At 72.3% G+C, this 17,050-nt stretch carries 13 protein-coding genes and 1 pseudogene; 4 read left to right on the top strand and 10 right to left on the bottom strand.

Annotation, left to right across the window (positions count from 1 at the left end):
* The first annotated feature begins 157 nt into the window (after positions 1-157).
* The 3 genes from ACOBQU_RS30815 (at position 158) to ACOBQU_RS30805 (ending at position 3,226) form a co-directional block, all read left to right on the top strand.
* Entirely contained in the window at positions 158-1,165 is a 1,008-nt protein-coding gene (locus ACOBQU_RS30815) for a DUF3533 domain-containing protein (RefSeq protein ID WP_423631565.1), read from the top strand.
* Positions 1,166-1,227: 62 nt separating this feature from the next.
* Positions 1,228-2,376, top strand: a complete 1,149-nt coding sequence (locus tag ACOBQU_RS30810) for an AAA family ATPase (protein WP_423631563.1) — start codon at positions 1,228-1,230, stop codon at positions 2,374-2,376.
* A 400-nt stretch (positions 2,377-2,776) separates the two neighbouring features.
* Positions 2,777-3,226: a subtilase-type protease inhibitor gene (locus ACOBQU_RS30805; protein WP_423631561.1), complete on the top strand. Its 450-nt coding sequence runs from the start codon at positions 2,777-2,779 to the stop codon at positions 3,224-3,226.
* Between the two features lie 42 nt (positions 3,227-3,268).
* Here the strand turns inward: ACOBQU_RS30805 and ACOBQU_RS30800 are convergent, their stop codons facing one another.
* Complete coding sequence (locus ACOBQU_RS30800; protein WP_423631559.1) at positions 3,269-4,333, bottom strand: hypothetical protein; 1,065 nt, start codon at positions 4,331-4,333, stop codon at positions 3,269-3,271.
* A 209-nt stretch (positions 4,334-4,542) separates the two neighbouring features.
* Between ACOBQU_RS30800 and ACOBQU_RS30795 the strand changes: the two genes are divergently transcribed.
* Complete coding sequence (locus ACOBQU_RS30795) at positions 4,543-7,395, top strand: M4 family metallopeptidase (protein ID WP_423631557.1); 2,853 nt, start codon at positions 4,543-4,545, stop codon at positions 7,393-7,395.
* Between the two features lie 132 nt (positions 7,396-7,527).
* Here the strand turns inward: ACOBQU_RS30795 and ACOBQU_RS30790 are convergent, their stop codons facing one another.
* From ACOBQU_RS30790 to ACOBQU_RS30750, 9 genes and pseudogenes are all read right to left on the bottom strand, one after another.
* Entirely contained in the window at positions 7,528-7,749 is a 222-nt protein-coding gene (locus ACOBQU_RS30790) for a hypothetical protein (RefSeq protein ID WP_423631555.1), read from the bottom strand.
* A gap of 32 nt (positions 7,750-7,781) precedes the next feature.
* Positions 7,782-8,222, bottom strand: a complete 441-nt coding sequence (locus ACOBQU_RS30785) for an ATP-binding cassette domain-containing protein (protein ID WP_423631553.1) — start codon at positions 8,220-8,222, stop codon at positions 7,782-7,784.
* Between the two features lie 185 nt (positions 8,223-8,407).
* Positions 8,408-9,298, bottom strand: a pseudogene (locus tag ACOBQU_RS30780) (ABC transporter ATP-binding protein); the annotation flags it as partial.
* A complete protein-coding gene (locus ACOBQU_RS30775) occupies positions 9,295-10,287 on the bottom strand; it encodes an ABC transporter permease (protein WP_423631551.1) in 993 nt (330 codons plus the stop codon). The pseudogene ACOBQU_RS30780 and the gene ACOBQU_RS30775, both read right to left, overlap by 4 nt.
* A 3-nt stretch (positions 10,288-10,290) precedes the next feature.
* Positions 10,291-12,063, bottom strand: a complete 1,773-nt coding sequence (locus ACOBQU_RS30770; RefSeq protein WP_423631549.1) for an ABC transporter substrate-binding protein — start codon at positions 12,061-12,063, stop codon at positions 10,291-10,293.
* 97 nt (positions 12,064-12,160) lie between these two features.
* The gene (locus ACOBQU_RS30765) at positions 12,161-13,072 is read right to left on the bottom strand and encodes an ABC transporter permease (RefSeq protein WP_423631547.1); all 912 of its coding nucleotides are present in this window, start codon (positions 13,070-13,072) and stop codon (positions 12,161-12,163) included.
* Positions 13,073-13,478: 406 nt separating this feature from the next.
* Positions 13,479-14,564, bottom strand: coding sequence for a S1 family peptidase (locus ACOBQU_RS30760; RefSeq protein ID WP_423631545.1), 1,086 nt, complete (start codon positions 14,562-14,564; stop codon positions 13,479-13,481).
* A 288-nt stretch (positions 14,565-14,852) separates the two neighbouring features.
* Positions 14,853-15,857 carry a slipin family protein gene (locus ACOBQU_RS30755; RefSeq protein WP_423631543.1) on the bottom strand — a complete coding sequence of 335 codons (1,005 nt, stop codon included), beginning with the start codon at positions 15,855-15,857 and terminating at the stop codon, positions 14,853-14,855.
* Positions 15,858-15,980: 123 nt separating this feature from the next.
* On the bottom strand, positions 15,981-16,880 hold the full coding sequence (locus tag ACOBQU_RS30750) for a S1 family peptidase (protein WP_423631541.1): 900 nt from the start codon (positions 16,878-16,880) through the stop codon (positions 15,981-15,983).
* Positions 16,881-17,050 lie beyond the last annotated feature (170 nt).

The raw sequence follows: 17,050 nt of genomic DNA, 5'->3' as shown, positions 1-17,050 counted from the left end.
AATACTAGTTCGACCACCGGTGCGAGGGGTTCACCCGGTACGAGGGTTCAATCGGTACGAGGGCTTCGTACGATCGGTACGAGGGCTTTGTACGAGGGGTCATCCATTCGGCCCCGCCCCGCCTGCGCGCCCCCCGGACGCCTCGGAGCGTGGGGGCATGACCTTCGCCGACGAGCTCAAGAGCGCCGTCACCCCGCGAGCAGCCCTGCTCGTCCTTGGCGTCCTGGCCCTCCAGCTGCTGTTCATCACCTCCTACGTGGGCGCGCTGCACCACCCGAAGCCGAAGGACGTGCCCTTCGCGGTGGTGGCCCCCGGCCCCGCCGCCGACCAGACGAAGGACCAGCTCGCCCGGCTGCCCGGCGCGCCGCTCGACCCGCGCGTGGTCAAGGACGAGGCCACCGCCCGCGACCAGATCATGGACCGGGAGATCGACGGCGCCCTGATCGTCGACCCCCAGGGCACGAACGACACCCTCCTGGTCGCCTCCGGCGGCGGCAAGGCGCTCGCCAACGCCCTGGAGATGATCGCCACCCAGGCCGAGGGCGCGCAGAAGCGCACGGTGAAGACCGTCGACGTGGCCGCCGCCTCGCCCCAGGACTTCAACGGCCTGTCGTCGTTCTACCTGGTCGTCGGCTGGTGCGTGGGCGGCTATCTGTGCGCCTCGATCATGTCGATCAGCGCGGGCTCCAGGCCCGCGACCCCGCAGCGCGCGGCGATCCGGCTCGGCGCCATGGCCCTGCTCTCGATCGCGGGCGGCCTGGGCGGCGCGGTGATCGTCGGCCCGATCCTGGGCGCCCTGCCCGGTTCGATCATGGGTCTGTGGGGCCTCGGCGCCCTGCTGACCTTCGCGGTCGGCGCGATCACCCTGGCCCTGGAGGCGCTCACCGGCATCATCGGCATCGGCCTGGCGGTGCTGCTGATCGTGGTGGCGGGCAACCCGAGCGCGGGCGGCGCCTTCCCGCTGCCGATGCTGCCCCCGTTCTGGAAGGCGATCGGCCCCGCGCTGCCGCCGGGCGCGGGCACGTGGGTGGCCCGCTCGATCGCGTACTTCAAGGGCAACGCGACGACGGGCCCGCTGCTGGTCCTGTCGGCGTGGGCGGTGGCGGGCACGGCGGCCACCCTGGTGACGGCGAAGTACCGGCGGAAGAGCCTGTCCGACGCTTGAGGACGAGGCGCGAAGCACCCAAGGGGGGGCCGTCTGTCAGACCCACCTGCCACCCTGGGGACATGATCCGCACGCTGGCCGTAGAGAACTACCGCTCCCTCCGCAAACTGATCGTCCCCCTGGACCGGCTGAACGTGGTCACGGGAGCGAACGGCACGGGGAAGTCCAGCCTGTACCGGGCCCTGCGGCTCCTGGCGGACTCGGCCCAGGGCGGCGCCGTAGCCGCCCTGGCCCGGGAGGGCGGCCTCCCCTCGGCCCTCTGGGCAGGCGAGAAGAGAGAGGAGCCCGCCGCCTTGCGCCTTGGCTTCGCCGGGGACGAGTTCGGGTACGCCGTGGACTTCGGCGTCCCCCAGTCCAGCGGAGCGCAGCCGGGCGGAGCCCCGTCGATGTTCGCCCTCGACCCGGAGATCAAGCGCGAGGCCACCTGGGCGGGCCCCGTGCTGCGCCCCGCCGCGCTGCTCTGCGACCGCGCGGGCCCCGCCGTACGCACCCGCACGGCCGACGGCGGCTGGCACCGCACCCAGGGCATCAGGCCGTACGACAGCATGCTGAGCGAGTTCGCCGACCCCCAGCTCGCCCCGGACCTGCTCAGGCTGCGCGAGCTGCTCCGCTCCTGGCGGTTCTACGACCACGTGCGCACGGACGCCGACGCCCCGGCCCGCGCCGCCCGCGTCGGCACCCGCACACCGGTCCTCGCGCACGACGGCGCCGACCTCGCCGCCGCGCTCCAGACCATCCGCGAGACCGGCGACGACGCGGCGCTCGACGCGGCGGTGGACGACGCCTTCCCGGGCAGCCGGGTGCGGATCGCGGACCACGGCGGGCGGTTCGAGATCCAGCTGCACCAGCGCGGCCTGCTGCGCCCCCTCGGCCCGGCCGAGCTGTCCGACGGCACCCTGCGCTATCTGCTGTGGACCGCCGCCCTGCTCACCCCGCGCCCGCCCGCGCTCCTCGTCCTGAACGAGCCGGAGGCCAGCCTCCACCCCGACCTGCTGCGCCCGCTCGCGGACCTGGTCCTCACGGCGGCCCGCGACACCCAGATCGTCCTGGTCACCCACGCCCCGCAGCTGGCGGACGCGATCGGCAAGCGGGCCCCGCGCCACCGGCTCGACGTCACCTCCATCGAGCTGGTCAAGGAGGCGGGCGAGACGGCCGTGGCGGGCCGCGAGAGCCTCCTGGACGAGCCGCTCTGGTACTGGCCCAAGCGCTGACCTCCCCCCCCGGAGGGCCCCCATCCCGTTCAGCGGCCCACCCGTCAGCCCGTCCGGCGGCACTTGAGCCCGCGCGGGCTCGAAGTCCCGTTCGAGGGGCACCCTCCGGCCATTCCCGCCGCCCCGGCGGAGCGCGGCCCACGCCCCCACCCCCCCGATCCACGGCCACCGCGCCCCTTTCCCGGCGTACGGGAGATTCCCGCCGAACCGGCCTTCCCGCTGGCCGCACCAGGTGCTCACACCCCCGCCCGCCGTCCCGCCCCGTAACTTCACGCCACTACACAGCGTTCTCAACCATCGACCGAAAGCCAGTGTCCGATGTGCTTTCGATGCCGCCTTGAGCAAGACTCGCGTCACGTTCCGTTCGCTATCTGCAACGCAGAGCAAGGGAGTGTTCGAAATGCGGTACATCACTGGAGGGATCGCGCTGGGCGCCGCCCTCGCCCTCGGCGGTCTGAGCGCCGCGGCCACCGCGGCCGCGCCGACCGCCGCCCCCACGCCCGAGGCCGCCGCGGCCCGGCTGTACGCACCCTCCGAGCTGGTGCTGACCATCGGTTACGGCGACAAGGCCGAGACCGCCTCGATCCAGCGGGCCGTGTCGCTCGGCTGTTCCTCCGGCGGCGTCGGCAGCCACCCGGACGCGCCCGGCGCCTGCGACGAACTGCGGTCGGTCGGCGGGAAGTTCGACAAGGTGACCAAGAAGCCGTCGCCCCGGCCCTGCACCAAGGAGTGGAACCCGGTCGTGGTCACCGCCCAGGGCGTCTGGGAGGGCCGCCGCGTCTGGTACGAGCACACCTTCGCCAACCCCTGCGCGCTGGAGCTCGGCAAGGGCAAGGTCTTCGACTTCTGAGCCCGGCCCCGGCCCGGCCGGGGTGGCCACCACCCGCGGGGGCTAAGGCCCCGTCAGCCACCCCCGCAGCACGGCCTGGGCGCCCGCCTGGAAACGGGTCTCGGCGCCCAGGTCGTCCAGGAGGCGGCTGATCCGCCGCCGCGCCGTGTGCACATGCACGCCGAGCCGCCGCGCGATCGCCTCGTCCTTGAAGCCACCGGCGAGCAGGCCCAGCAGGTCCCGGTGCTCGTCCGAGAGCCGCCCCGCCGCCCCGCCCAGCGGCAGGGCCTTGTCCCAGAGCGCCTCGAAGAGCGGCCCGAAGGCGTTCTGCAGCAGCGCCTCGCGCACGACCACGGCGGTGCGCGCCGGGTCCGCGCCGTCCACCGGCGGCAGCAGCGCCGCACGGCCGTCCACCGCGACGAGCCTGGTGGGCACGTCGGCCGCCACCCGCACCCTGAGCCCCCGCTCCACCAGCGGCGCGAGCAGCCGGGCACGCCCCGGGAGCCCCAGCCCCGCGCGGGCCAGCACCATCCGTACGACGACGCCGCGCTCCAGCAGCGCCGCGATCCCCCCGCCCGCCCGGGCGCTCCCGCCGGTGCCCGGCCCCGTCCAGGGCGCGAGATAGGGCGGCCGGTCCAGGATCAGGACCTGCTTCTCGGCGCGGGCCAGCAACTGGTCCAGGTGCGCGAGGACCGCGGGCGCCCCGCTGACCGCCTCGACGCCCGCGGCGGCGCCCGCCCCGAGCGCCGGATCCGGCTCCAGGCGGTCGGCGATCGCGTCGGCCTCACGCCGCAGCCGCTCAAGCTCCGCGGCCCGGCGGCGCAGTTCCGCCTGTCTTCGGTGGATCAGGGCGCGCACCGCGGGCGCGGGCGGCACCGGGCGCGGCAGGACGCCGCGCGGGTGACCGGACGCGGCGTCCGGCTCCGGCAGCGTGAAGCCGTGCTCCCGCAGCCGGGTCAGTGACTCCTCCAACTCCCTGCGGGTGAGCCCCAGTTCCCGGCGCAGCTGCTCCGCGTCCAGGGCCGTCCTGGCCCGCCGCCGCAGCAGCGCCCCGTACACCCGCTCGTCCGACTCCCCCAGGCCCAGGTCGCGCAGCGCGCTCCCCTTGCCGCTCCCCACCATGGTCATGACGGGCAGTCTCACCCTCCCCCGAAGGTGCACACAAGTGTGCGGCCCCACTTGTGACCAGTCGTTATTCCTTGATCAACATGGGGGCAACGGCTTGCATGTGCATGGCACGTACACGACGTGCGCCGTGTCGACGCGTGCTCGGTCGACGCGCGCTCTGTCGACGTGCGCATCCGATCACGTGGAGGGGAACGTTGAGCAAGTCACGGTTGAGCAAGTCACGCAAGCGAATACGCCTCACGGGTGGCGCCGCGCTGCTGAGCGCGGCGGCGCTGCTCGCCTCCGGGGTCACCGCCGCCCAGGCAGCCGACGCGCCCGCCGACGACCCGGCGGCCGAGGTCGTCCCCGGCACGGGCACCGACACCCCGGCCCTGGTCGACGGCATCGAGGAGGCCGCCAAGGACTCCGGCAGCGCCGCCGACGCGGCCCGCGGCCACCTCGCGGCCAAGAAGGACCGCTACGAGATACCCGACCCCCGGCGGAATCTGACCACCGAGCAGACCCTGCGGCAGGGCGCCGACGAAACGGTCCGCTTCCAGCAGAAGCACAAGGGGCTGCCGGTCCTCGGCGGCCAGTACCTGGTGCGGATGGAGAAGAAGGACGGCGAGCGGGTCGTCACCGGCACCTCCGGCAAGTACTTCACCGGCCTGAGCGTCGGGACGAAGGCGCGGGTCGCGGAGAAGACCGCCGTCCAGCGGGCCGTCGCGGTGACCGCCGCCGGGGACGGCCGCACGGGCAGCCTGACCAAGCTGGCCCCCAAGTCCGCGGGCGCCAAGGGCAAGAAGGGCGAGAAGGCCAAGGCCCGCAAGGGCGCCGCCAGGGCCGCCGCGCTGAGCGGCACCTCGCACGGCCTGGTCGTCCTCCCCCAGGGCAAGGGCGTCCTCACGTACCACGTAACCGTCACCGGCACCGACCCAGCCAGCGGCGGCCCGGTCAAGCGGGAGGTCTACGTCGACGCCGCCTCCGGCTTCCCGGTGCTCCAGTACTCGGGCATCCAGACCCTCGATGCCGCGGTCTCAGGGGCCTCAGGGGCCTCAGGGGCCTCCGCCGACGACGGCTTCCCGGGCACCACCGGCAGCGGCGTCAAGCTGGACGGCACCAAGGTCGACCTCGACCTGACCCATGACGCGGCGTCGGACTCGTACCAGCTGCGCGACTACCGCCACCAGTGGGGCGGCAGCAAGAACGCGCTGACCACCTGGGACGCGCGCGGTGTCGACGCCAACGACGCGTCCGGGAAGTGGCCCAGCGGGATCTCCGAAGTCGCCTCCAAGACCAAGGAGTTCGGCAAGGACGCCACCGAGTCGGGCGCCGTGGACGCGCACTGGGCGGCCGGGAAGGTCTACGACTACTACAAGAAGAAGCACGGCCGCGACAGCCTCGACGGCAAGGGCATGGCCATCAACTCCCTGGTGGGCGTGACCGACGGCGGCTTCCCGTTCGTCAACGCCTTCTGGGACGGCCAGAAGATGGTGTACGGCGGCGGCGACGAGGAGACCAAGACGCTCTCCGCCGACCTGGACGTGGTGGGCCACGAGATGACGCACGGCGTCGTCGAGCACACCGCGGGCCTGGTGTACGTCGGCCAGTCCGGCGCCCTGAACGAGGCCATCGCCGACTACTTCGGCAACGCCATCGACGTCACCGCCTCCAAGACCCCGATGAGCGACCCCAAGGCCGCCCTCATCGGCGAGGACCTGTGCCGCACCAAGGCCCCCGAGGACTGCGCGTTCCGGAACCTCAACGACGGCCGCACCACCGCCAAGGACTTCCTCGGCGTGACCATCGGCACCGACAGCGGCGGCGTGCACCTCAACTCGACGATCGTCTCGGGCGCCCTGTGGGACATCCGCGAGGACCTCGGCGGCACCCTCGCCGACCGGATCGTCTACAAGGCGCTCGCCGAGTACCTGACGCCGCTCGACGGCTACACCGAGGCCCGCACCGCGGTGGTCGCCGCCGCCAAGGCGCTCGGCGTCAAGGGCGCGAAGCTGCGCGCGGTGCACCGCGCCTTCGACGCGCACGGCATCGTCAAGGGCTGGGAGAAGGCCATCGGCGTCGACTCCGACAAGCTCGTCGGCGACCTGAACGCCACAGCGCTCGGCGGGGCCCTGCCGAACACCGGCGCGGGCGCGGGCGGCGGCTGGTGGGCCGCGTCGAAGTCCGACGAGGAGGGCCAGGAGGCCTTCTCCGTGTGGGCGGGCCGCACCGACGGCAGGGGCGAGCGGAAGCTGATCAGCCCCAACGACGGCCGGTTCCACGTCTACCCGGACACCGACGGCAAGACGGTCGCGTGGGTGGCGTACGGCCCGACCAGCGTCGAGGTGCTCTCCCGGCCGCTGAAGGGCGGCCCGGTCAAGAAGCTGTGGTCGGCGGGCACCCTCGTCGCCAATGTGCGCGTCTCGGGCTCCACCGTGACCTGGCAGGAGTCCAGCCCGCACGGCCAGCAGCGGGTCGCCTATCTGCGCACGGGCGAGCGCGAGCCGGTGTTCGTGGACGGCGGCCGCTACGACGTGGCCACCGCGCTGCCCACCCTCAGCGGTGACAAGCTCGGCTACGCCAAGGTGTACGTCGACAAGGACGGCGTCCAGCAGATCTCCACGGAGATCACGGACGTCAGGACCGGCAAGCGGACGCTGGTCCCCGCCAAGGGCGCCTACCTCGGCATCGCCACCCCGGCGATCAACGGGAAGTACCTGTACTGGCTGGTCGACGACATCGCCGACGACAACCGCATGGGCCTGCGCCGCGCCAAGCTCGACGGCACCGGCCTGACCGACATCGTCCCCGAGTCCTCCGCCAACGCGTACTTCTGGAACGTGGACGCCTCGGACTCGGCGCTGACGCTGACGCACTGGCAGCCGCGGCGCGGCTGGAGCAACGGCAACCTCACCAAGCTGGTGCAGACCGACCTGGACGGCAAGGGCCTCCAGCGGGTCTCCTGCAACCGCGGTGAGCAGACCGGCCACGCGGTCGACACCGGCAGGCGCGTGGTGTGGATCGACGGCACCACCGGCCACACGGACCTGGTGACCCGGGCCCGCCCGGCGGGCACCTGCTGACACCCCCGTGACAAGCGCGGTGCCCCGCTCCCTGGCCGGTGGACTCCAGGGGGCGGGGCACCGCTTCGGGGTGGCCCCTCCGCGCCGTCCCCTCCCCTCCTCGAGGCGGCGCGGAGGGGCGGCGCGGGGCGCTCAGAGGGTCGCGGCCAGCAGTTCGCGCGTGTACGCGGCGCTCGGCCGGTCGAACACCTCCTCACGCGTACCGGTCTCGACGATCTCCCCGTGCCGCATGACCGCGACCCGGTCGCAGAAGTGCCGTACGACGGCCAGGTCGTGCGAGACGAACAGCAGCGAGAGGCCCAGCTCGTCGCGGAGGTCCATGAGGAGGTTGAGGACCTGGGCCTGCACCGACACGTCGAGCGCGGAGACCGGCTCGTCGGCGATGATCAGGCGGGGCGCAGCGCGAGCGCCCGGGCGATGCCGATGCGCTGGCGCTGCCCGCCGGAGAATTCGTGCGGGTAGCGGTCCAGGTGGTCCGCGGACAGGCCGACCTGGTCGAGGAGTTCCGCGGCCCGCTCCCGGCGCTCGGCGGCGCTCGCGCGGGTGTGCACGCGCAGCGGGGTGGTGACGATCTCCGCCACGGTGCGGCGCGGGTTCAGGGAGGCGTACGGGTCCTGGAAGACGATCTGCACCTCGCGGCTCAGCTCGCGGCGCAGCGCGGCGGACCCGGCGGCCCCGGAGATGTCCCGCCCGGCGAAGCGCACCTCGCCGGAGGTGGGCCGCTGGAGCCCGGCGAGCACCCGGGCGGTGGTGGACTTGCCGGAGCCGGACTCGCCGACCAGGCCGAGGGTCTCGCCCTCGCGGACGGCGAGGCTGACGCCGCGCACCGCGCGGGTGGGCTCGCGGCGCCGCCCGGTGAGGGTGCGGCCGCCGCCGAACTCCACGCGCAGGTCGGCGACTTCGGCGAGCGGCCGCTCGGGGGAGCGACCAGGCCGCGGGCGGCGGTGCGCGGCTTGGGGTCGGGTTCGTCGACCGTGGGCAGGCGGGTGCCGGGGACGGTGGTGAGGGTGGGGGCGGCGCCGACGAGGGCGCGGGTGTAGGGGTGCTCGGGGGCGGTGAGCACGCGTTCGGTGGGGCCCAGTTCCAGCTGTCGGCTGTCGCGCATGACGAGGACGCGGTCGGTGGCGTGCGCGACCACGCCCACGTCGTGGGTGACGAGGACGACGGCGGTGCCGTGCTCGTGGCGCAGCTCGTCGAGCAGGTCGAGCACCTGGCGCTGGACGCGGGCGTCGAGGGCGGTGGTGGGCTCGTCGGCGATGAGCACGTCGGGGCTGTTGATCAGCGCCATGGCGATCATCACGCGCTGGCGCATGCCGCCGGAGAACTGGTGCGGGTAGTCGCGGGCGCGGGCGGCGCCGATGCCGACCCGCTCCAGCATGTCGGCGGCCCGGTCCCCGGCCTCGGCGCGGGAGGCCCCGGCGTGGTGGATGCGGTGGGCCTCGGCGAGCTGGGCGCCCACCGTGTGGAAGGGCGAGAGGGCGGCGAGCGCGTCCTGGAAGACCATGGCGATCCGGGAGCCGCGCAGCGCCCGCAGCTGAGCCTCCCCGGCGCCGACGACCTGGGTGCCGCACACCTCAAGGCTCCCGGTGACGCGGGTGCGCGCGGGGTCGTGCAGGCCGAGGGCGGCGAGGCCGACGGTGGACTTGCCGGAGCCGGACTCCCCCACCAGGCCGAGGACTTCGCCGCGCGCCAGGTCGAAGGTGACGCCGTCGGCGGCGGTGACGGCGCCGCGCGGACCGGTGAACGTCACGGTCAGGTCCCGGGCCCGCAGCACGGGACGCGCCCGCCCGGCCGCGTCGGCCCCGTCAGCCGTACCGGTCGCGCCGGTCGTGCCGGTCACGCCAGTTCCGCCAGTTGTGCCGGTCGCGCCAGTTGTGCCGGTCGTGCCGGTCGTGGCGGTCATGCGAGCCTCACCCTCGGATCGAGCCACGCGACCACCAGGTCGGCGATGGCGACGAACACCACGACAAAGAAGGCGGCGAGCAGCACGGTGCCGACGACGGTCGGCAGGTCGTTCTGGACGACCGCGTCCACGGCGAGCTTGCCGACGCCGCTGAGCCCGAACACGGTCTCGGTGATGAACGCGCCGCCGAGCAGCGCGCCCACCTCCAGGCCGAGGAGCTGCACCAGGGGTGCCGCGGCCCCGCGCGCGGTGTACTTGAGATGGGCGCGCAGCGGGCCGAGGCCCTTGCCGCGCGCGGTGCGGACGTACCCCTCGTGCATGACCTCCAGCATCTGGGCGCGGGAGAGCCGGGCGAACACGGCGGCGTTGACGAAGCCGAGCACCAGCCAGGGCAGCAGCATCCCGGCGAACCAGGCGCCGGGGTCCTCGCCCGGCGGGGTGTAGCCGGGCAGCGCGAACCAGCCGGTCTGGTACACCAGCAGGTACTGGAGGGCGTAGCCGAGGAAATAGATCTGCACGCTGGCGCCGACCAGGGTGAAGCCGGAGAGCAGCCGGTCGCTGAGGCGGCCGCGGCGCAGCGCGGACACGAAGCCCGCGCCGACACCGGCGACGAGGATGACCGCGAGCGCGCCGCCCGCGAGCGACAGGGTGACCGGGAACCGGCTGGTGATCGCGGCCCGCACCGGCTCGTGCAGCGCGTAGGAGTAGCCGAGGCAGGGCGCGTCGCAGGCGATGGGGGTGCCGTCGACGTCAGCGATGGTGCGGCCCGCGAACAGGCCGCGCACGTAGTCGGCGTACTGCGTGAGGATCGGCTGGTCCAGGCCCATGCTGTGGCGCACCGCCGCGATCTGGGTGGCGTCGCACTTGGGGCCGCAGGCGATGACAGCCGGGTCGGACGGCGCCGCGTAGAACAGGGCGAAGGCGGTCGCGGAGATCGCGAGGAGGACCACGACCGCCTGGAGGGCCCGCCGGAGCAGGTAGCTGAGCATGGGTCAGGACTTCTTCAGGTACAGCCAGGCGGGGCTGATGGTGCCGTAGATCGGGTGGATGAAGGCGCCGCCGACGTTGGTGCCGCGCACCTGCTGGACGCGCTGGTGCAGGAACGGCACGACCGGCAGGTCCTTCATGATGGTGTTCTTCTCCAGGGCGATGAGCGCCTTGGCCTTCTTCGTCGCGTCGCTGATCTTCGCGATGCGGTCGAGTTCCCTGTCGACGGCCGGGTTCTTGTAGCGCGGGTCGTTGTCGAGGGAGTCGCGGCGGGAGTCGAAGCGGTAGGGGACGCCGGTGGCCGGGGTGGGCCAGTCCACGGAGGAGCCGGACAGCCACAGGTCGTACTTGGGGTCGGTGCCGCGCAGGACCTGGTTGGTGTACGCGGGCAGCGGCAGCGGCTTGGCGACCAGTTCGATGCCCGCCTTGGCGAAGGCGTCGACGAGGACCTGCGCCATGCGGTCGTTGACGGCGTTCGCCTCGTAGGCGTACGCCAGGCGCGTGACCTTCTTCTTGGCCTTGGCCAGGTGCCGCTTGGCCTTCTCGATGTCGCCGGTGGGCTTGACCGGGTAGGTGTCGTAGCTCTCCCAGCCGACGATGGCGGGCGAGGAGTAGGTGGTGGCGAGGTCGCCGACGCGGGGGCCGCCGAGGGCCTGGCGGGCCTGCTGGCGCGGCAGCAGGTAGTGGATGGCCTTGCGCACCTCGGGGTCGGCGACGCGGTCGTTGCGGATGACCAGGTGGTACGTGAACGCGCCGCGCCGCCCGTCGACGATCAGGGCCTTCTTCTTCGGGTCGCGCTCGGCCTCGCCGATCAGCTCGGGCGGGAACTCGTTCTTGGTGGTGATGGTGTCCGCGCCGTCGCCGCGCCCGTTGAGGATCTCCTGGGCGGTGTTCAGCTCCTTCTTCTCGAAGCTGAACTCGAACCGGTCGGCGTACTGGTGGCGGATCGGGTCGGTGGCCGCCTTCCAGTGCGGGTTCTTCTCCAGGGTCAGGGACTGGTTCTGCTTGTGCTCGACGATGCGGTAGGGGCCGGTCGCGAACGGCTTGAGGTCGTAGCGGGTGCCGGTGTCCTTGTCGGGGCGGACCGGCGAGGAGGACGACTGGGCGGCCATGAACGGCACGTCGGACTGCGGCTTGTGGAAGCGGAAGACGATGGTCTTGTCGTCGGGCGTCTCGATGCGGTCGAAGTCGCCGTCCTTCTTGGGGCCGCCGTAGACCTCGCGGGCCTGGGCGAGGTCGGACTTGCCGGTGAGCCACTGCGGCCAGTAGGGCGGGCCGACCTCGAAGCCGGGCGCGAAGGTGCGCTCGATGCCGTACTTGACGTGCTTCGACGTGATCGGCTTGCCGTCCTCCCAGGCGATGCCGTCCTTGAGCTTGTACGTCCAGGTGCGGCCGCCGTCGGAGGACTTGCCGATGTCGGTGGCCAGGTCGCCGACCAGCTTGGGCTTGCCGTCGATCACCTGGTACTGGGTGAGCTGGCGGCCCCACAGCAGGGAGGTGTTGTAGGCCTCGCCCGCGTAGATCTTCTGCGGGTCGAGGTGGGAGTAGTCCCGCAGGTTGGCGACGCGGATGGTGCCGCCCTTCCGGGCGCCCTCGACGGCGGGCGCGGGGCCCGTGCTGTCCTTGGCGCTGCCCACCCCGGCGACCAGGTCGGCCTCCTCGCGCGGGGCGGCCTTGTCGCTGCCCGTGCCCGCGCCGGAGGAGCAGGAGCACAGCACGAGCAGGGCGGAGGCGGCGGCGACGGGGACGGCCACGGCACGTGTGGTGATCCTGGGCATGGTGGAACTCCCTTGCGGGTGGGGCGGGTTGGTGTTCGTACGAGCCACGCGGGTCGCACGCGTCGTACGGGTCGTACGGGAAGGCCTGGCGGTGGGGTCAGTGGCGGGTGCGGGGGTCGAGCGCGTCCCGCACACAGTCGCCGAGCAGGTTGAAGGCGAGGACGAAGAGCAGGATCGTCACGCCGGGGAAGACCATGTAGGTCGGGTCGTCGTAGAAGACCTCGGAGCCGCGGGCGATCATCCGGCCCCAGTCGGGGATGGGTTCGCTGATGCCGACACCGAGGAAGGACAGCGCGGCCTCGGCGGTGACGATGCCGGGCAGGGCGATCGTGATGTGTACGAGGACCGGCGCGAGGACGTTGGGCAGCAGCTCCCGCAGCACGATGTGGCGGCGGGAGGCGCCCACGGCACGGGCGGCCTCGACGAACTCGCGCTCCCGCAGCGAGCGGACGGTGGTACGGAGCACCATCGCGAGCGGCACCCAGCCGAAGGCCGCGAAGATCAGCACGAGGACGGTGAACTGCATCCAGGCGGGCTCGCTCTCGCCGGGGTCGACGAAGCGGGTCTGCACGATGGGGCTCAGGGCGAGGAACAGCAGCAGCGTGGGGAAGGCGAGCAGCACGTTGCAGACGAACGTGAAGATCCGGTCCGCGAGGCCGCTGAGGTAGCCGACGGTCACGCCGAGCACCACGCCGAGGACCGCGATGACCACGACGGCGGCCCCGGCGACGAGCAGCGAGGTGCGGATGCCGTAGAGGAGCTGGGTGAACACGTCGCGCCCGAGGCCCGGTTCGAGGCCGAACCAGAACTCGCCGGACATGCCGCCGTTGGGCAGCACCGGCAGCCCTTCGGGGCTGAGCAGGCCTGGCTCGTTCTGGCCGTAGTGCTCGGTGGGGTTCTTGCCGTAGAGCGCGGCGATCAGCGGCGCGGCGAGGGCCAGCAGCACGAAGAGGGCGACCACGCACAGCGCGGCGACGCCGACTCGGTCCCTGCGGAAGGCGCTCAGCATGCTGCCCAACTCCTGATGACGTGCGGACGCGGATGTTTCCCGCGTCGTGTTGCGCCTCATTAGAGCCAGCACAGCGGGGCCTTCGCAAATCCCCCACGGAAATCATTTCGGGAATGCGTTGCCGCTTTACAGAGGCGCAACATTACGTGCCCCCATAAGCCCTCATAACAGGACATCCCGCCCCGATGAGATATGCGCCACACACTCACACCATGCAAGGCGGCATCGCCACATAGCCTTGCTTCGCAAGGTCAACTACCCACTCAACCCGCCAAACACACCCCTATCTACGCGCGTCACCCTTAGGGAATTCAGCACCTTCGGCAATATGAAACCTTCCCCCGAAAACCGGAAGGGCCCCGGAAACCACAAGGTTTCCGGGGCCCTCAGAACCGCTCACCAGACGTCAGCCGATTTCCGCTCCGAAGGCCTGGAGGGCCTCCGGCACCGGCTGGAAGAACGTCTCGCCGCCGGAGGAGCAGTCGCCGCTGCCGCCGGAGGTCAGGCCGAGCGCCGTGTCGCCCGCGAAGAGCGCGCCGCCGCTGTCGCCGGGCTCGGCGCACACATCGGTCTGGATGAGCCCGTTGACGACGTCGCCGTTGCCGTAGTTCACGGTGGCGTTCAGGCCGGTGACCTTGCCGCCGTGCACCTTGGTGGTGGAGCCGCTGCGCCGCACCTCCTGGCCGACGGTGGCCTCACCGGCCTTGGTGATCTTCTGGGTGGAGCCGTTGTAGAGGTTCACCTCGCTCGGGTGCGGGGTGTCACCGGAGTACTTGACGATGCCGTAGTCGTTGTCGGGGAAGCTGGATCCCGCGTTCTCCCCGATGGGCTGGCCGCCCTGCTGGTCGGACCAGCTGGAGACGGCCTCGGTGCAGTGCCCGGCCGTCAGGAAGTGCGGGGCGCCGTCCTTGACCACGTTGAAGCCGAGGGAGCAGCGGCTGCCACCGCCGTAGATGGCGTCGCCGCCCGCGATGAAGGGCTTGAACTCCCCCTTGGTGCGGCGCAGTTCCACCGCGCCGCCGAGCTGCTTGACCACCTTGTCGAGCTTGGCCAGCCGCTCGCCCTTGACCGTGCGGTCGGCGGTCACCACGACCTTGTTGCTGGCCGGGTCGGTGGCCCAGGACGTGCCCGGGATGGAGGCCTTGTCGCTGAGCGTGGCGGTAGCGCTCTTCAGCTTCGCGAGGGAGTTCTCGACGACGCGGGCCTTGGCGCCCGCCGACTCGACGGTCTTGGCGGCGCCGTCGTCCAGCACGTTCACCACGAGGTGCCGGGACTTGGCGTCGTAGTAGGTGCCCGCGCCGTTCGCGCCCAGCTCCTTGTCGAGCGAGGAGGCGAGCTTTCCGGCCTGCGCGACCGACAGCGCGTCCGGCGTGGGCGTGCCGGTGCCGTCCTCCGCGTTCGCGGTCTGCAAGGTGATTCCGGCGGCGATGAGCGCCGCCACGCCCGCGCCCGCCAGAGCCGCACGCCGTCTGGGTATGCGTCGGTGCTTCACGACACGTCCTCCTGTGGGGGGTTCGGGCCGTCGGCGTTGTGGGGACCCCGGCGACCCGTCGGTGTACGCACGGACGCGCCACGCTGGGGGAAGCGCGTCCGTGACGTCAGGACCCGGCCCACTATTCCCAGCCTCACAGGGAGCACACAAGGTCGACTTCGGGACGCGTGCACGACAACGGATGGGCTTCCGGGGGCCGTTCACCCAGGGCGATCACTCCACGTCGTCCCGTTGCGCGTCCCCGTTGCAAACACCGCGCGCGAGGGGGTGATGGGCAGCGGGTGAGGACTAGTCCTGTCCTGTTCCCGATGGTTTCGGGGTGCTGGAGGCCGCCGGTCCGGTGGTCTCCGCACGCTCGACTCCGGTGTGCGGCAGGGCGGCCGTGGGGTCGGGCGCGGGGTCTGGGGCAGGGTCGGGCGCGGGGGTCAGTTCCTCCAGCCGGGCTGGCTGGGGCGGTTGGTCCGGCTCCTGAGGCCGGGGCGGCTGCGACTGGGGCGACTGCGACTCGGGCGGCTGCGGCTGCGGGGCCTGGTTCGCCTGGGCGCGTTCGAGGAAGCGGAGGAGTTCGACGGGGAAGGGCAGGACGAGGGTGGAGTTCTTCTCGGCGGCGACGGCCACGACGGTCTGGAGCAGGCGCAGTTGCAGGGCCGCGGGCTGCTCCGACATCTCCTTGGCGGCCTCGGAGAGCTTTTTCGAGGCCTGGAGTTCGGCGTCGGCGTTGATGACGCGGGCGCGGCGCTCGCGGTCGGCCTCGGCCTGGCGGGCCATGGAGCGCTTCATGGTCTCCGGCAGCGAGACGTCCTTGATCTCGACGCGGTCGATCTGCACGCCCCAGCCGACGGCCGGGCTGTCGATCATCAGCTCCAGGCCCTGGTTGAGCTTCTCCCGGTTGGACAGCAGATCGTCCAGATCGCTCTTGCCGATGATCGACCGCAGCGACGTCTGCGCCATCTGCGACACCGCGAACCGGTAGTCCTCCACCTGCACGACGGCCTCCGCCGCGTCCACCACCTTGAAGTACACGACGGCGTCGACCCGCACCGTGACGTTGTCCCGCGTGATGCCCTCCTGCGCGGGCACCGGCATCGTCACGATCTGCATGTTCACCTTGCGCATCCGGTCCACGAACGGCACCACCAGGGTGAACCCCGGCCCGCGCACCGCCCGCTGGAGCCGCCCGAGGCGGAAGACCACCCCGCGCTCGTACTGCTTGACGACGCGCGCCGCCGCCACCAGACAGACCGCACCGGCGGACGCGACGAACGCCCCCGCCGTCACCAGTTCCTCGACCACGACGGCCCCCCGAAGGTCACCTTGGGGCGAACAGGGCATGCACGTACGAAGGTAACGCGCACCCTCCACAAGGGCGAGCCCCCGCCCAGGAGTCGGACGGGGGCCCGGCACGCGCTGACCCGGTCAGTACACGCTGACGTTGTACGCCCGCAGCGCCTCCGTGACCGGCTGGAAGAACGTGGTGCCGCCGGACGAGCAGTTGCCGCTGCCGCCGGAGGTCAGGCCGAGCGCCGTGGAGCCGGAGTACAGCGGGCCGCCGCTGTCGCCGGGCTCGGCGCACACGGTGGTCTTGATCAGACCGCGCACGACGTCGCCGCTGCCGTAGTTGACGGTCTGGTTCAGGGCCGTCACGCGGCCGGAGTGGGTGCCGGTGGTGGAGCCGCGGCGGGTCACGCTCTGGCCGACCGTGGGGTCGGCGGCGCGCGTGATGTCCTGGCCGCCGACGGTGCCGTCCTTGGCGATCGAGCTGTTGGTGTAGCGCACGATGCCGTAGTCGTTGCCGGGGAAGCTGGAGCCGTGGGTGGTGCCGAGCACGGTGGTCTTCGAGGAGTTGGCCCACCAGGTGCCCGCGCCGTCGGTGCAGTGCCCGGCGGTGAGGAAGTAGTAGGTGCTGCCGTTGCGCACGTTGAAGCCGAGCGAGCAGCGCCAGCTGTCGGCGTACGTGGCGTCGCCGCCGGAGATGTACTTCCGGAACGTCCCGGACGTGCGCTCGATCTTCAGGGCGCCCGCGTTGGCGCCCGCCGCCTGCCTCAGCTCGGCGACCTCGGCGCGCGAGACGGTGCTGTCGACGGTGACGACGACCTGCCCGGACCTGGCGTCGACGCCCCAGGCGGTGCCCGCCACGTCGGCGGTGAGCACGGCGTCGCTGGCTGCCGCGAGTTCGGCGGCGCTGTAGGCCCGCGCCTCGCCCGCGCTGGCGGCGGGCACGGCGAGCGCGACGGCGGCCACGAGGCCGGTGGCGACGGCGAGGGTGCGGGAGTGTCTCGATATGCCGCTGCGGGGGGTGGTGCGCTTGATCCTCACTGCTGGTTCCTCCCGAGGGGAAGTCAGGGGGCCCCTGTGGGATGAGGCCCGTGAGGCGCGGCCAAAGGGCGCGGGCGAACTGGTGGTGCGCGTGCCCCCTGACAAGCGCTGCACGGGAGTATCGGGGCCCCCGTGGCACCGCACAAGGGGCCGGTTTCCGTCGTGCTGGC

It is taken from the genome of Streptomyces sp. G45, from assembly GCF_049542095.1.
In the GTDB taxonomy this organism is placed as follows: Bacteria; Actinomycetota; Actinomycetes; order Streptomycetales; family Streptomycetaceae; genus Streptomyces.
This window is presented reverse-complemented; position numbering and strand designations above follow the sequence as displayed.

Excerpts from the sequence above, each read along its gene's own strand:
- ACOBQU_RS30805 (WP_423631561.1), top strand. The coding sequence starts at position 2,777 with ATGCGGTACATCACTGGAGGGATCGCGCTGGGCGCCGCCCTCGCCCTC.
- ACOBQU_RS30775 (WP_423631551.1), bottom strand. The coding sequence starts at position 10,287 with ATGCTCAGCTACCTGCTCCGGCGGGCCCTCCAGGCGGTCGTGGTCCTC.
- ACOBQU_RS30815 (WP_423631565.1), top strand. The coding sequence starts at position 158 with ATGACCTTCGCCGACGAGCTCAAGAGCGCCGTCACCCCGCGAGCAGCC.
- ACOBQU_RS30800 (WP_423631559.1), bottom strand. The coding sequence starts at position 4,333 with ATGACCATGGTGGGGAGCGGCAAGGGGAGCGCGCTGCGCGACCTGGGC.
- ACOBQU_RS30765 (WP_423631547.1), bottom strand. The coding sequence starts at position 13,072 with ATGCTGAGCGCCTTCCGCAGGGACCGAGTCGGCGTCGCCGCGCTGTGC.
- ACOBQU_RS30770 (WP_423631549.1), bottom strand. The coding sequence starts at position 12,063 with ATGCCCAGGATCACCACACGTGCCGTGGCCGTCCCCGTCGCCGCCGCC.
- ACOBQU_RS30810 (WP_423631563.1), top strand. The coding sequence starts at position 1,228 with ATGATCCGCACGCTGGCCGTAGAGAACTACCGCTCCCTCCGCAAACTG.